The following is a 16,029-nucleotide window of genomic DNA, read 5'->3' on the forward strand; positions in this document are numbered from 1 at the left end:
AAGAGCCCGAATCCTGCCACAAAGTGGCCACGATCGGGCCAGGGCCGGTTCAGCCGGCCAGGGCCGCCGCGGGGATACCCTGGCGCAGCGAAGCGCGCACCAGCCGCCAGCCGACGGACTGCCTGGCACGGTGCCCGGGGGACTGTTGCAGCTCCAGCTGCCGCCGGGCTGTGCCCCAATGAGGCGACGCGGATAGTGTGCCACGCCTGTGTGGAGCTGATGCGGGTGCAGCAGTTGATGCAGCAGCGGACCAATCGCTCTAATTGGATGCCGAAAAGCTCGCCTTCACCACAATTCCAGATTGGATCAGGGCAGATCGCGGTCGGAAATCGGTAACGCGGGTAATGGTCTCGACGGCATTCAATGCTTGCACGGCGGTGGCTGCCGTCGGGTACACCAGCGGACCATTCCACGCCGGCCTGCGAGCGTGAATGACGGCAACGGGCTGGACAATCGATGTGGTTTCATACGGGCTGAGCGTGAACTGGCCAGAAGGGGCTGCTCGTTGAGCAACCCCCACTCGAAAAGATCAATAGAAGGCCTAGATGTTAGGCCACTCGTCCGTCCTCACCGCCTTTACTTTCCAAACAGCGCAGTTCCGGTGATGGTCAAGACTGTCACCAGAGTCCCAGTTCCTGCAGCAATCCAGGCGGCCCGTACTTCCGGTCGTTTGTCCGCCCAGAATGCGCCCTCGTTTGCAGCCCCCAAGCGTGCCTGCTCAAAATCCCCCTGATACGCGCTGCGGACCAGCGAGGCGGCAGCATGGTCTGTCTTGATCAGTTCCTGTCTTGATATCGTCGGCCGGCATCCGTCTTGAAGGTGAGTGGAAATGGTGCCAAGCCGACTATCCTCAGGCGGCACCCCGTAGCGCCTCGCAGATGCCTGGAATCCTCTGGCGCTCTGCGCCACCGTCCGGTGCCAATGAGCAGGATTTGAGCCGTGGTGACTCCTGCTTTGCAGACTCTCCCGCAAGAACGAGGCGTTTCGGAGCAACCCGAGAGGGGTAGCTCGACGGCTCACAAGCTTCTGCGCGAGGATCATTACGACGGCAGTGAGCGAAAGGCTTACCTCCAGCCCGAGCAGGGCGTCCCACCAGACGTTGCCTTGAGGGCTCAGAGTGGTGGCCATTCCGACCGATAAGAGTGTGAATACGGTGAAAGTCGGAATTCCATACAGCGAGGCCCGGGCAATCCGCATGAGTAGGTGATCATCGGCGATGAGACGAACTCGATCCTCAAAGTGACGCGGAAGGGGATAGCGCGGACTCCCTTGAAGGGCGGCGCTGAGGGTCCTGAACGCGGCGGTGCGGTGTCGGTGTAGTGTCCTGCGGTGAAGGAACCGGATCACCTTATAGCCCCAGACGTTACTGAGAGCCGCGGTAAAGCCCAGCGTGAGGGTGCTGATGAACACAACAACGGAGAGAATGTTCGAGACGGCCGCCGTCTCCTGTTCATTCATTAGACGTAATTCCTCGTTTCGGATTCTTGAATGGCAGCTGAGATTGAGATGGGTCCCACGGCATGGCCCCAGTGCACATCGCTCTTAACCGGTTGCTCTTATGAGCGCTATCTGACGGCGAAGGGAACGGGCTGTGCGAGTTGACCATCACGTGGCCTGCTAAGGCGGATACTCAAAATTTGAGGCTCCCATGGCCCCGACTTTATCGTCTGTTGATAGTGGGCTTCGACCCGTACGTTTCGCTGCGCCGCAGGAATTTTCACCGTAACGCAGCGAGTAACAGCATTACCGTTGATAACAGAGCTTTGAGGGCTGCTTCGTGTTGGGGGCCTGAACGAGTGATTCTGTTAATGGGGTATCCGAAGTGTCAACGGCTGAGGATCCGATCATTGTGCTTGGTCCGGAAAAAACCCGGGGCATGCTACCGCTCTCACTGGTCGTGTTCGGAATGTCGCAGACGGTCTGGACGGGGTTCGGGCTCCGGCCGATTCTCCAGACCCTCTCGGGCTGGTTCTTGAGTGCCCCGGAGTGGTACTGGAAGTTCGTCATCGCCTGCGGCGCCTTCGTGGTCCTCGCAGCCAACTTGTTGGCTCATTCGGTGGCGCGGGAGAAAGTTGTACCGGTGACACAGGGGTTACTGTGGCGATCTGGACCAACCCCCTCGGTTCCCTGACGGACCGGCAGCCGCCCGTCGGTCCGTCGAAGAGTCGGTACCAGTCCCAGCAGCGCTGAATTACCTGGTTGGCGTCCTGCCCTGCACGCCGTCCTCGGGTCCGCGGAAATGCGCACCACTTCGGCCGCGTTCATGGACGTGTCCTCATAACTTCCTGCCCCTTCACCGACCCGAGTGAGGCAACGTAGGTATACAAGAAGGTCTCCCGCTCAGCCAGTGTGGAGGGTCCAAGTAGCAGCCTGCTGTTGATCCCTCGGGGTCGTACCGAAGAGGTTGGGCCAGGGGGCTTCGGGCCAAACGACCAGCAGCCACGACACTGATCCCCCGCTTCATCTCCGAACCCCACTAATTCCTGGACGAGAGGATACCAACCATTCGGGTTGTCGCAGTATGAGCAGCCTTCGGTTCGGTGTCTGTAGAGAGCATCGATGTCATCAATCAACACGATGGCGGACATGGCCGCCAGATGGGCGGGTTATTTCTCCCGAATCCGGTGAGGTTGAGTCTCAGACGCTGTTGCGCTGTTCCTCGGTGAGGAAGGAGTCCTTGTACTCTTGCACCTGTTTGAGTGCGGACTCCATAGAGTCCCGTGCATCTGATATGAGGCCGCACGGCCTGTGAGCGTCACCAGCATTGACGTCGATCCCGCTGTCGGTTGGAAACACCGTCGATATAGGCATAGACATCGAGATGCTCGGAAGCCTGCGAAGCTAGATCGGTGAATAAGGTCGTCTCCCGGAGTCGGCAGGGCTCTGGATCGAGAACAAGCCTGGTTCCGGTTGACACTTCCAGCCGATGGGTGTTCCGGCTATCCCGGTGCCCAACAGAAGTCGGATGTCAGCGGAGGTGACCATTTAAGGCCCGTAGGGAGTACTAGCGGCGGACGTCATTTTGGGTCCAATCTTTCCTGCTTGATACCCGTGGCGGGCGACGCCCGGCTGGGGATGCCGTCTTTGTCGGGATGCCAATGGCATGAATGTAGCCCTTAGAATTGACATAGAGCGCGATATGACGCGGCTGCATTCATGAGCCCCAGTGACCCCGATCGTGGTCGTAAACGAGGCGCTGTGGCGGCATAGAACTGAGGCGTTCAGACGTGCAACGGCTGTGGGATCCGGCTCAGACTGGGTGATTCATGAGCAGTTTTGGCCGGTTGTTGGACCGGTCTGGGATTTCGGGAGTTGTTAAGCCCCAAGTTCGCGGGATGTGACGTCTTTTGCAGACGAAGCGATGAATGTGCTCACGATGCCTCGAGGATGGCGCGGTGTAAACATAGCGCCATTTATTTATTGCGAGTATTCGAGCTTGATGGTGTTAGTCCTTCGACTATCCAAGACCGACATACCGGAATCGGTTCGACGATACAGTTTGACTGAAGCATAATACTCGCCACCGTGGTCCTTCAGGGTTGAGACGGAGACGCTTGTCGACACCTCTACTTCCTCAGTGACATTTCCCGACAATCTAGGCCTGCGCTGCCAAATCTGGTCATCCGTATCGTCCGCCCAAGGCCAAGGCGAATTGTCTTCCTCATACAGTCGAATCCGTAGATCATAGTAGGTCCCATTTTTTCCGATCTCGCCAACATCCCCAGCGCTCAAGGTGGCCCTGGCTCTAACCATCGTGATGGCGTTGATCGAAGCATTAGGGTCATGTTCGGGGAGAATGATTGGCACGCGGTCAGCACGGCTTCCATTTATCCGGAGGCTCGCCCAGTTCAATGACCCCATCACCTGCTCCTCAGGTCGACTGCGTTGGCTCGTATTATACCGCTCGGCCTGCAGAAATTAGCAGCGGTTCGGCGTCTGTCCGCGAGTACGGACCGGGCTTTAGTCAGGTCGATGAGAAGCGCAAACCCGCCAACTTGAGCATTCGTACTCCGTCGGCTGAGTTGCTCGACGCCGTTCGCCCAGTGGAACTACCCCCCGTCGCTCGCAACACATTCTCTCCAGAGGAGAGGGCCTGCTTCGAAGTTGAGGACTGCGACTAGCCGTAATGCACCATTAGTGCTAGACCTACAGGTACGGTCTGCGCTAAGCGGTGTCCGGGTCCGGCAAGGAGGGCACTCGAAACCGCTCCACCCGCTGTTATGGCGGGCCTGTTTGATCACTACTCGCTCTAAGAGGCGGGAATGCAACACAACCTGATGGATCTTGCAGCCCAGTCACATAATGCTGTTGCTGGTATTACCAGCGACAGCTCCGGTGTAGCAGCGCGGGCCAGCGGCATTCCGGACTATGTTCTAAGCGCAGTTTCAGAGGCGCGGCATGACAGTGAGAGATCCTGCGACCGTGCCCAGGCCTAGCTCTCGTCACCTCAAGATCCTTGCTGTGATGGTGGTCGTCCTACTTCTGTCATCGTTGCTACCAATGTATGTAACGGTGCCGTCGGCTGCTCCAGAAACAGCGGGGATGAATTCGTCCACTCGGGGCGAGCAGCGGTTGCCTCCGTCAACTCTGATGGAGGAGGTATCCGCTTGGCGGGCGCCGGCGAGGGCATTGCCGCCAGGTGGGTTCGTCGACAGCGTTTCTAATTTCGGCCAACTTGAGGGCAAGTTTTGGGTCTCGGATGATGGGGCAGCACAGTACAGCCTACCGTTGTGGATGCCGAGGGGTCGCGGCAGTGTAGCGCCTGCGCTGAAGCTGTCGTACAGCAGCCGCGGTGGTGAGGGTCCGTTTGGGGTTGGTTGGTCGTTGGGCGGGCTGTCCTCCATCACTTGGTGCCCTCGCACCATCGCGCATGACGGCTACACCGACGGGACGCATTCCGACGGCACGGGTGCGTTGTGCCTGGACGGTAACCGGCTGCTCCCGGTCCCGGCATCTGACCCTCATACCCAGGAGTACCGGACACAGCGCGCCACTTTCGCCCGCATCGTCGGTTTAGAGATGCAGGATAACGTACCCAACTCTTTCCGGATGTGGACCAAAGACGGGCAGATTCTGACATACGGGCAGACCGATGACTCCCGATTCGAGGCGTATCCGTTACGAGCATCTACTGACCTGAAGAACCCGTCGGTGTTAAGGGAGTCAGAACGCAAGGAGACGCTAGCATGGGGACTGAACCGGGTGGAGGACCATAACGGGAACTCCGCCACGGTGACCTACCGGCGATCCGAAGGCTCAGAGGACGATCTCTGGGGGGCCCACATGCTTCCAGCCTCCGTGGCCTACTCCCCTAACCGGCGCGTGGATTTTCACTACCAGCCGCGCCCCGATCCAATCGACCGGTTCAGCCACGGAGGCCTGCACACCCGGATGGCGGACAGGGTCAGCAACATCACGATGTGGGCCGGCCCCGAACAGGCGCCCGCGGAGATGTTGCGCGAATACCGGTTGGTCTATCAGAACAAAAGCGTTACCCGGCGGAGCCTATTGCATAAAGTATTTGAGTGTGACCACAAGGGTGCCTGCAAACAGCCGCTGCAATTCCTCTCCTCGATGGGCCAGAATCGATTCAGAGAGGTCAGAATCGACGGGAACCCTGGGCCTGATTGGGCAAACATCCAAATTGCAGATATGAACGGTGATGGCCGCTCCGACTTGGTCCTCCGACCTGACGCGCGGCTCCAAAGCGAACTCCAACCCGGTTTTACAGTGACACGTCGCAGCGTCTCCAACACGTTCGCGCCACCAGAGGTGTCACGACCATGGGCCACTAATCGGCGGGGCGGCCCAGAGTTGACCCACCCGCGGATAATCGATATTGATGCCGATGGTCGTAGTGACACAGCAGCTTATGTCCCAGTCGGTTCCGGTCCCCTTCTATACAGCGTCTGGCGCTGGCAGCTCTTCAGATCGAATGGATCTACCTTCGGGGATGCCCCTGGTGAACCTCTTGGTGAGAAGGACTATGTCAACGATCGGGGCAGCAACTATCGTGGCTACTTTGCCGATCTCAACGGTGACGGGCTGCCTGATTACGTGGAAGTCAACGTCGGCTCTGACGGCGGCCCCTGGCGCTATCGCTTGAACTCGGGCGCTCGCGAAGTCCCGTTTCCCGTTGAAGGGAACACCGGCATCCTCCGCGCTTCAAGTTCCTATAGGAACTTCGTCATGGACACTGATGGTGACGGCCGGGCGGAAATACTCACACCCCGCCCCACAGGGGGCGGGTGGAACACATGGGGTCTCACAGCGGGCGATTGGACCACCCGGGGTCCCAAAGCCACGGTGGAAACCGGCGTGGCAAACCTCGCTGGTGATGACAAGTCGGCGGCCTTCGGCGACGTGAACGGTGATGGCCTCGAGGACCAAGTCATTATCACGGACGAAGCAGGGGAAACCCACGGGCTGACCGCTGCTCTGAACACTGGGAATGGATTCTCTCAGCGCCCCTCAAAGCCCCTTCTGAATCCATCTGATCGAGACCTCCTCCATTCCCGCATGCGGATTGTTGACTTCGACAACGATGGGCGTGACGACGTCCTGCTGCTCTACGGAGGGCGGCCCAACAGCCCTGGCGACCTCGACCACGGTGTCCAGTTCTACCGTTGGTCGGATAACGGGTTCGTCCGGGACACCTTGCCCATTCAGCTCGCTGACATGCCGTTGTGCGACAGACCTGGTGCCGATGCCAGCCGCTGCAACTGGAACGGCACCCAAGCGCTCGATTTTAATGCCGATGGACTACTTGACTTGGTAAACTTCCCCCCGGACCGCACGGGGGCCCGGTTGTTCATACGCTGGGGAAGGGTGCCGGACCAGCTAATTGGAGTCGGTAATGGTGCGGGTCCGCCGCGGGTGATGATCGACTACACCAATCTCGCGGATCGCACCGTGCATACGCCGGATAGCGGAAGCCTCTGCAGGTTCTGGCGGACTTGCCCCACCAGCGGGGGCAGCATTGTGGCGAGCCACCGTGTCACAAACGGTCTGGGCACCGATGCGGACCCGTGGATCCGGTACGAGCATCGGTACCAGAAGGCGCGGGTTGACCTGAGGGGCCCGGGGTGGCTCGGCTTCGCCGCACATTCAGTCACCAATAAGTCGACCGGCGCGGTGACGACGACATCGTTCAACAATGTAACTGCGTGGACCGGAACGACCAGTGAGCACGACCGGGTCGTGGTTTATCCGTATCTGGGCATACCCGAGGCGGTCACCATACAGGGCGTCACACAGGGCGTTGACACTGCGAGCCCCTCCCGACGCCACTACCGGCGAACCGTCACCTACAACAACCGTCCGCGGTGGTACGCCGACGGCAGCATCTTCGTGGAGGAACGGAGTACCACTTGGCGCGAGCAGGAGCGTCTGAATGATTGGGTATGGCAGACGCTGCGGTTGACCACGACTACGACCACCTATGACGAATTTGGGAACAAGGAGCTGGTGAAGTCGACCACAGATGGGGGGCGCAAGTTCACCGAGGATATTGACTACAGCAATGCCCAGAGGGGGCAGCCTGGCCGGACGTTGGTCACCGGCTGTACCGCCGCCAATGTCTGTACGACGCGCGAGACCACGTTTGATTACGACGACAGAGGCAACCCGGCAGTCATGGTGGTGGAGCCCGACAACCCCCAGCTTAAGCTGACCACCACCACGACGTATGGCAAGGGGGGCGTTGTCGTTTCCGCCACTAGAGAAGACGGCGCAGGGAACATCCGAGGGGAGACCTATGAGTACAACGCGGACTATCTGTACCCCACCGCGATGGTCAACGCGATGGGCCACCGAACGCTGGTGGAGACCCACTCCGGGCTCGGTGTCGTTCTGCGCGTGACCGATCCCAACGGTGTGCCGACCACCATGGGCTATGACTGGTTCGCCCGACCGCGGGAAACCCATTACGCCGGCGGCAGCTTCGAGCAGGTCGAGCACGGGTTCTTGCCTATTACCGGATTGGATTACGTCACCATGACGGTGGCGGGGGGTGGAAGTACGACTGCGGTGTTTGACCGGCTCGGCCGTGAGATTGAGCGGCGGGATCGTTCGTTCGACGGGAGCGACGCCACAACGTACACCGGCTATGACGCCCTCGGCCGGGTCGACCGTGTCTCCCGACCGGCGCTGCCCGGAGAGGAAGCGCAGTACACGCGATTCGAGTATGACTGGCGCGGACGCGCCACCTCGGTGACTGCTCCTGACGGAGAAGAGATCCGGTCCGGGTATCGAGGACGGGAGACCTACATTTCCGACGCCAAAGGCGTGCAAAGCTACACGACCGGAACCGTGGACGGGGAGGTGGAGTACCGATACGAGGACGACCCGGATGCCATCGACTGGTCGGAGGTCCGCTTCGAGTACGGCCCGTTCGGCGAGCTTACCAAGATGGTCGCCCCTGACGACACCGAGCAGACCATGAGTTACGATGTGCTCGGCCGACGGGAACGGCTACAAGATCCCAGCAGCGGCACCACCATCACCACGTACAACGCTTTTGGCGAGGTAGCCACCGTCACCGACGGAGAGAACCGCACTACCACCTTCGAGTACGATTCGCTGGGCCGGGTGAAGAAGCAAACTTCGCCCGATGGGATAGCAACCAACACGTGGGACACCGCCGACCATGGACTTGGTAAGCTCGCCGCGGCCACCAGCGCCGACGGGGTCACGATCGATTACACCTACGACGAGCTCGGCAGGAGTGCCACCACAACCTGGACGATCGAGGGAACCCACTACGAACTCCAGTACGCCTACGACGAAGTCGGCCGGCTCGCCTGCCTCCGCTACCCGGTGATCCCTGGCGCCGCCGGCCGGCTCTCTGCAGGCTATTCCTACAACCCACGAGGTTATCTGGCCCAGGTCACTGACGGCTGCGAGGCCGGCGGCGAAGTGTACTGGACGGCTGAAGCCAGAAACGGCGACGGCCAGCTTAAGGTCGAGCGCTTCGGCAACGGCGTGGTCACCACCCGCACCTACCGGCCCGACACCGGGCTCCTCGATAGAATTCAGAGCACCGGCCCCGACACCATCGGGGTGCTCGGAGATATTGCCTATGACTACGACGCCAACCGCAATGTGATCACGCGAAACGATCAAGTAAACGATCGGGCCGAGTTCTATCACTACGACGAACTCAACCGGCTCGACGGCTGGTCAGTCCAAAGTGACACCGGAACACCCATGATTAGCACCACCTATGCCTACGATGCGGTTGGCAACCTCCAGACCGAGACCGCCCAGTCCGCAAACCAACCAGCAAAAAGCACGACTTACCGCTACGGGGAGGACGGCGCCCCGCCCCACGCGCTGACCGCACTGAACGACCAAAAGTACGGCTACGACCGCGCCGGCCAGCAAACCAGCGGCCCGGACCGCACCGTGCAGTACAATACCTTCGGTCTGCCCACTGTGCTCGACTGGGTCACCGGCCAGGACCAGGCCCGGCGAACCACATTCGCTTACGACCCCCATCGGTCCCGCGTCATCAAACGCGACGATGAGCAGACCACCGTCACCGTGGCGGGACTCTTTGAACGTCGCACCCCGACCGGTACCGGCATCAGGCAGATCCAAAACCGGCACAATATCCTCGCCGAGGGGCGTGTCATTGCACAGGTCAATCAGACCCAAGACGCGGTGGCCGGACCGGTCACAGCAAGCCGTCAGACTTATCTGCACGCAGACCTGCAGGGCTCCACCGTCGCACTCAGCAGCCGTGATGGTGAACCATCTGGTGAGGACTCCTGGCTGCGCGAGCAGTTCTACGATCCCTTTGGCCGCCGGATCAATGCCCAGAATGAGTCCGTGGGAGGCGACAGCCCCCGCGACGGTCCGCGGCAGGGCTACACGGGCCACGACCACGACATCGAGTACGGCCTAATTAACATGACGGGCCGAATGTACGACCCTGAGGCCCGGCGTTTCCTCACCCCAGACCCCATCATCCAAAATCCGTTGACCGGCCAGAGCCACAACCGTTATACCTACGTAAGGAACAACCCAAGTACCCTGATCGACCCGACCGGCTGGCAGTCTTGCGACCCCAAGGCCCCTTCATGTGGATCGGACTCGAACCCCTATGAAATCGTGGGTGACATTATTGGCGCAGCGGGCGGCTTGCTGACCGACCTCGTGACCGGGGGCTCTAGCCTGGGCGCAAGAGGCGAGAATTACCAGTACAGTTCCAACGCCAACACGCCGGATGGCGTCGATGATGACGTCGCCTGGCAGGAAGTAATGGTTGAAGCTGAGGGCGACAGGCTGGTGAACGAGCCCTATTTGGAACCGCACACTGAAAGCAGAACACGGGCCCAGACGGCAGAAGTCAGTATCCTCGACCAGACTGGGCACATTTGGTATATATACGCAGGCACCGGCGCGAAAGTAGCAAACGTCGACGGGAGCGGACGAGTTGCAGATGTTGCAGGAGCGGTAGTCCTTGCCGCTGGTGCGATTGCGGTCGTGGGCACCCTTCTTACCGCCCAGACGCAGACGACCACTACGACAGTTACCGAGACTGTAACCGTGAGTAGGCCAGCACCGCTGACTTACATTACGTACACGATGTTCAACTCAGTTACGGGTCAGGTCTATTGGGGGCGAGCTTCGGGCTATGGACCACCGAACTCAGTCCTAGCGAGTCGCTTCGCCAGAGGGCATCATATGAGCGCCAAGGGCTTCGGCCCAGGACAGGTAGATGAATCGCAGATTGGAACCCTCCCACACGCAGGAAGAGTCTTCGATCCAGCATATTGGGCGATCCGGGGCCGTGAGCAGCAGGGGATCGATCAGATGGGGGGTGCGCGGAGTGATTTCCTTGCTGGCCGTACGGGAGTCGGCTTCACCTTGTCTGGAAATTCCATTCGAGGAGTTTCGGCCTTGCACCCCCTTGGGTGGATCTTCCATAGGCAGGCATCAATTCTATTCGGGGAGATCGCCCCATACACTGGGTTTTATGGGCCATGAATGACTGATCAGAGGGACGGGGACAACCATGCCGAAGCAACCATTCGAGCCGGGTACCATCTTACGTATTAACGTCAACGGGTCAGAATATGCTTACGCGCGTATGTTGTCAGATCACCCCTACATCGCCGTGTACGACGGCCTCACCGCGGCGGACCTAAGCGCGGAGGAGATCGTGCAGCGGCCGGTGCTCTTCGTAGTCGCAGTCTTCGATGGTGTTTACAAGACAGGACTTTGGCCGAAAGTGGGAGCGGTGTCTTTGGCTTCGCATCCTATTCCGATCCCAGAGTTTTTCCGGCAGGACATCCTCAATCCCCGGAACTGCAAAATCGTTGACTATTTGGGTGGCTCGCGGACAGTGACCCCACAAGAGTGCGTTGGGCTCGAACCGAGCGCAGTCTGGGATGGAGCGCACATTAAGCAACGACTGTGCGACCATCACGCGAACCGGCCAAACGCTGACCTTCAATACATGAGATTGAAACTAGTTTGAGCAAACAACTACTGGGGGTATTCCAGGCCTCCAGGACCGATACCTCCATGCCCAGGAACCGCTCATCGAAGCCGGTGTGGCTCGCAAGGGAGTCACCGGACAGGGGCCGGGGGTTGGGCAGCGGGGAATCCATTAGGTGAAGCTACCACCATGGAGCGGGGTAGACCCTCCTGACCCGTGATTCGACTCCAAGGCTTTACCCGGCGACGTCCGCGATTTCGGGACCGTAGACGATCCGTCAGTGTCGGACGATCATGGAACCAGTCAGCAGTTTGGGAGGACGGCAAGGACTGAACGCAGGGTAAACCGGTCACGCAATGAACTGCTCAAGAGGGCGCGCCGCGAAATCGCCGCCGCCCAGCTGAAGGTAGCCCTCGACGAGGAACTGGGGCGTGAGACGTCTCCCGCCGTCAAGAAGCTGGCCGCGAGGAAGCTGCCGCCGATCGCCGAGCCGAACCGGGCCGTCGAAGAGACGAACCAGACAACGACCGGGCTGACGCCCAAGCAGCAGCTGTTCAGGAAGCTGCGCCGCGAGATCCTTGCTGCCCGCCTGAAGGTCAGTCTGGATGAGCTCCTGGGCCGGGAGACCTCGCCGGAGGTGAGAAGCCTGGCCGGGATGAAGCTGCCCCCGATCGTCAGGTCGAATAAGCCACTGACTGAAGCAACTGACCAGGGGAAGTTCCAACGGATGAGCACGGACGAGCTGCTCAGGACGCTGCGCCGCGAGATCTTCGCAGCCGAGATGAAGGTTGCTCTCGATAAGGAGCTGGGGCGGGAGACATCTCCTGCCGTGCGGAGGCTGGCCGGGATGAAGCTGCCACCGATCTAAGGTCGGCCTTGCGGGCGGGAAAGAGGCAACCGACATGCGTGCGGCACCACAACCTAGTGGTTTGCGTGTACGTCAGGGCGACCACCTCGGGCTGGATGGGCAGGTGTTCCTCAGCGCAAGCCATGTGATGCCCATCACCGGTAGGCTGCCGGGCATGAGCCGCCTCTCCGACCTGCTCAACGACTCCAACACCGAGCAGCTCTCCGCCCGCCGCATCCAAGCCGTCGCCCAGACCCGCGGGGTGAAGGTCACCAACACGTCCATCTCGAAGTACCTGCGCGGGGAACCGGGGACCCCGTCGGAGAAGATCCTGCAAACGTTCTCGATCGCTCTGAACATCCCCATGGCCCGGCTCCGGGAGGCGGCCGGAGTACCCGCCGGTGAGCCCGAACCTTTCGTGCTGCCGGAGAGCGTCAACCGGCTCACCGCCCGGCAGCGCGAGCTGGTCCTCCACACCATCCGGGTCCTCCTCAATGAGGAGTAGGGGCCATCAGCCCGCCCAGCCGCAGGCCGGCGAGGATCTCCAGGGCCCGGTCGGTGCCGTGATCGTCGCGCCAGCCGCGCTGGCCCAGGTTCGCTATCTGATCGAGTTCACGCTGCAATGAAGCCATTCCCCCAATATATCCAGGCCCGCTCGGCCGGCGCCGGCATGGAGGGATGCCGGCCCGGCGGCACACATGTAGCGCGGACGCGTCAGGGAAGGAACTTCATTGACGCGAGTGTCAGGTAAGCCCCTGGACTACCAGAAAGACTCCAATTTGTATCCAATCATCTATGATTCTCTGCCCAGTCAAGACGTCTGTCTCATGGTGGCTACCGCAGAAGTCGCTGTCTAGTAGGGCGTTCTCATTGACCTCCACCCGGTAGGTCCGTCCTTCAACTTCGAATTCGACCTGCGCCATTTTCGGCCCGCTGAAAAGACTCATGCTTAGCCTCCTAGATTGCCCTGGGTGGATGTACTGAGGTCGGTGTATCTGAGATGCCTCATACCGTATTTCCCCCGCCCCCCGGCGACGGCGCTCCTATGACGAAACCAGCCGAGACAAGATTTCGAGATGATGGTGGCCCGTGATCCCGGTACCCGGTTATCCCATGCAGGGCATCGGCTCGGTATCTCGAAAAGCTTGTGTCTTTCTAGGCGGGAGTTACCCGGATTAGTGCCCCGCTTTTGCCATCGTTCAATGACTGCCGGGCCAAAATCCTTGGCACCTCTGTGGCAAACTAACACTTTCTTTCCGCTCGATTGGCGCTCATACTAAATCCACCAAACCCTTTAGGGTGCTGTTGACCTCGAGGAGTCGACATGAAAGATCTGGCCGGTGCGTCATCATCAGAGGGAGCCTCGACTAATTCTCCGCAGGTTTCGGCAAGTCAGGGTCAATCTGCGGGGGCTGGCGCTGAAGTCTTCCCCACCTGGACGGCACGAGGAGTGACAATACTTATAGTCGTCGTGGGCCTCGCTACCGCCTGGTATTGGCCAGAGACTAAACCCCCCTTCAAGGCTGTCGATGGATTCGTGCTCCTAGCAGGCCTTTATATTGCTGCGCAGGCAATCGAGCGATCTGTTGAACTGACGCTCCCTCTGGGCATATCGAACCCGCAGACGAGAGCGGACAGGACGCTATGGATTTCTGCTCTAGCATTCCTCATTGCAGTAATCCTGTGTGAGCTCCTTGGGCTATATCTTCTCCAAGCTGTGACGGATACTCCGGTTTCGGGGAACCTGGATGTCATCGTCACTGCGCTGGCTATCGGTGGTGGGACAAAACCACTGCATGATTTCATCAAGAGCATCGAAAGGGTCAAAGATGCTCCGGGCAATTTCCAGTAGTCCTCCTTAGCCCGCTCCACCCAGCGTGATCAGACGATATCGCAGAAGAGTCAAACATCCGGTGCGCCAATCCGGCCGGTGTCCCTCAGATCCTCGCTTTCCCGGACGTATCGGTTGCTGGGGGGTCATGCTGGTCTCGGCTTCGACATGGCATTGACGAGGTCACCTTACTCCGATACAGCTGCGATCAGGCGTCCGCCAATGGCGCTTCTCCGGTTGCTCGAAACCACTCTGAAGATAAGCTTCTATCGCCGTCCGTCCACTTTTCGAGTGCGGGCTCAGTCTCCGATGTAATCGCCGGTGACTGGGTCCACCGTTCCGGCCTCGATGCCTTCACATCGGGACCGCCCCCGTCTGTGGCGGGCTCATAGCGGAGACAAAAGGCCTCGTGGTACGGCATGCCGCTGTTCCACGCGATCTGTGGGCCTCCTCGTAGGTGAATTTCAAGCCTGGGGGTCCGGGAGCCGGTTCCTTGATCGGTCCTGATGCCTGAGAATTGTCCGTCGGCGCGGGTGGAGGGGTTGCGGGTGCGGTAGGGGTGGGAGCTGGTGAGGGCTCGGGTCTGATTGAGGGCATTGCTCCATCCGCGGACATGGGCACTTCGTCGCCCATCCCGTTGGGCTGGTGATGCCGGTGACACGTTCGGGCAGCTTCGTGGTAGCGGAGGCCAGTCAACCGATAGACGCACGCGTTCGCTACCAGCGCCTTGGATACAGGTGTCTCGCTGCATGCCCTCCAGGACAGCAGGGACATTCCGATCCGCGGACGGCGCGCCGGTATGACCGGGCACGGAACAGCCTGCAAAAGTCCTCCTGCTACGACGTCGCTAGGGTGCTGGCGTGATGGCGGGAGCCACGGCCTTGGGGCCCAGTAGTTTGGAGTCGTGAACGAGATGAATGTGGCAGAAATGACTCCACCCGCTTCCGAGGGCCGTGACGGCAATCTACGAGCTGCCCGTTCCCATTTGGGTAAGCTGCGCCGTTATGAGCGGAACCTACCCGTCTGGATACGGCAGACTTCGGTTTGACGTGGTGATGCCGCAGGATCAGGACCCCGTAGGCGGTCCCCCGGTGATCGACGGCGTTGCGGTCCCTGATTCCCTCGATGGGGAGTTGGTCGCGTGGACGACCGAGTACGCAGCGCGGATCCCGAAAGAGCTTCAGCCGGCGACCGCATTGCGCCGAATAGTCATCACCGCTGTCGAGGCTCCGACCGATGCAGCCCGATCATGGCGAGGTCCTGACCAGCAACTCGGAGAGTTCATCAAATTCTGGTTCGACCAGGTACGCTCCTGGGCCGAAATTCTTACGGGACAGGATCTCGACCCCGGTCATCGGGTCTACGACGCGGAAACGGTCGGGGCCGGGCTGACCTTCATTACTCCACCACGCGAAGGCGATCTCGGTCTTCAACCCACCACGCGGCAGATACAGCCTGTCACTGCTGCCGAATGGCAATGGATCCTCGCTGCTGTCCGTGACGGTAAGGAACCGCCCCTGGAGCATCTTCTTATTCGTGACGCGAATGCGGCATTCGCACGCGGATTCTACCGGCGCGCAGTCATCGATGCCGCGGCGGCGGTTGAGATCGCACTCGTCCGGGTCCTGGACGAGAAGATTGAGGAGCTTCCGGAGAGACAGCGTCAGCGCCTTGAGAATCGGCCAACGCTGGGCATTTCCATCAGCATCGCGGAAGTTTCCGGGTTTGAGTTCGAGATGCCTTTCGAAGATCTGAGACGCCTGAATGACGCCCGCAAGGACGCCGTCCACCGAGCTCAGGCGCCCGACTACGTCGGGACCCACATCTTGCTGCGGGTCGCTGGGGACTTCCTGGCATCCTCGGTTCGCTTCAAGAGTGGATCAGCCCGCACAGAGTGAGGCACTC

The 16,029-nt window shown here is 60.2% G+C and carries 9 protein-coding genes; 6 read left to right on the forward strand and 3 right to left on the reverse strand.

The annotated features are described in order from the left end of the window. Window positions 1–576: 576 nt before the first annotated feature. Entirely contained in the window at window positions 577–1,458 is an 882-nt protein-coding gene (locus AC4D14_RS06475) for a hypothetical protein (RefSeq protein ID WP_490900878.1), read from the reverse strand. A gap of 3,132 nt (window positions 1,459–4,590) precedes the next feature. Here AC4D14_RS06475 and AC4D14_RS06480 point away from each other — a divergent pair. The 4 genes from AC4D14_RS06480 (at window position 4,591) to AC4D14_RS06495 (ending at window position 12,798) form a co-directional block, all read left to right on the forward strand. Further along, the gene (locus tag AC4D14_RS06480) at window positions 4,591–10,992 is read left to right on the forward strand and encodes an FG-GAP-like repeat-containing protein (protein ID WP_490900879.1); all 6,402 of its coding nucleotides are present in this window, start codon (window positions 4,591–4,593) and stop codon (window positions 10,990–10,992) included. A 28-nt stretch (window positions 10,993–11,020) separates the two neighbouring features. Next, window positions 11,021–11,485 carry an Imm26 family immunity protein gene (locus AC4D14_RS06485; RefSeq protein WP_490900880.1) on the forward strand — a complete coding sequence of 155 codons (465 nt, stop codon included), beginning with the start codon at window positions 11,021–11,023 and terminating at the stop codon, window positions 11,483–11,485. Window positions 11,486–11,726: 241 nt separating this feature from the next. Continuing rightward, complete coding sequence (locus AC4D14_RS06490) at window positions 11,727–12,314, forward strand: hypothetical protein (RefSeq protein WP_490900881.1); 588 nt, start codon at window positions 11,727–11,729, stop codon at window positions 12,312–12,314. Between the two features lie 154 nt (window positions 12,315–12,468). Continuing rightward, window positions 12,469–12,798, forward strand: coding sequence for a hypothetical protein (locus AC4D14_RS06495; RefSeq protein WP_490900882.1), 330 nt, complete (start codon window positions 12,469–12,471; stop codon window positions 12,796–12,798). On the opposite strand, the gene AC4D14_RS06500 is transcribed toward AC4D14_RS06495, so the two are convergent. Beyond that, entirely contained in the window at window positions 12,785–12,925 is a 141-nt protein-coding gene (locus tag AC4D14_RS06500) for a hypothetical protein (RefSeq protein ID WP_490900884.1), read from the reverse strand. The two genes, AC4D14_RS06495 and AC4D14_RS06500, sit on opposite strands and share 14 nt — an antisense overlap. A 111-nt stretch (window positions 12,926–13,036) precedes the next feature. Next, a complete protein-coding gene (locus AC4D14_RS06505) occupies window positions 13,037–13,240 on the reverse strand; it encodes a hypothetical protein (RefSeq protein WP_490900885.1) in 204 nt (67 codons plus the stop codon). 377 nt (window positions 13,241–13,617) lie between these two features. Between AC4D14_RS06505 and AC4D14_RS06510 the strand changes: the two genes are divergently transcribed. Both AC4D14_RS06510 and AC4D14_RS06515 read left to right on the forward strand, forming a co-directional pair. Continuing rightward, the gene (locus tag AC4D14_RS06510; RefSeq protein WP_490900887.1) at window positions 13,618–14,145 is read left to right on the forward strand and encodes a hypothetical protein; all 528 of its coding nucleotides are present in this window, start codon (window positions 13,618–13,620) and stop codon (window positions 14,143–14,145) included. 983 nt (window positions 14,146–15,128) lie between these two features. Further along, a complete protein-coding gene (locus AC4D14_RS06515; protein ID WP_490900888.1) occupies window positions 15,129–16,022 on the forward strand; it encodes a hypothetical protein in 894 nt (297 codons plus the stop codon). The last annotated feature ends 7 nt before the right edge of the window (window positions 16,023–16,029 follow it).

It is taken from the genome of Arthrobacter sp. TJ-254 (assembly GCF_058269175.1).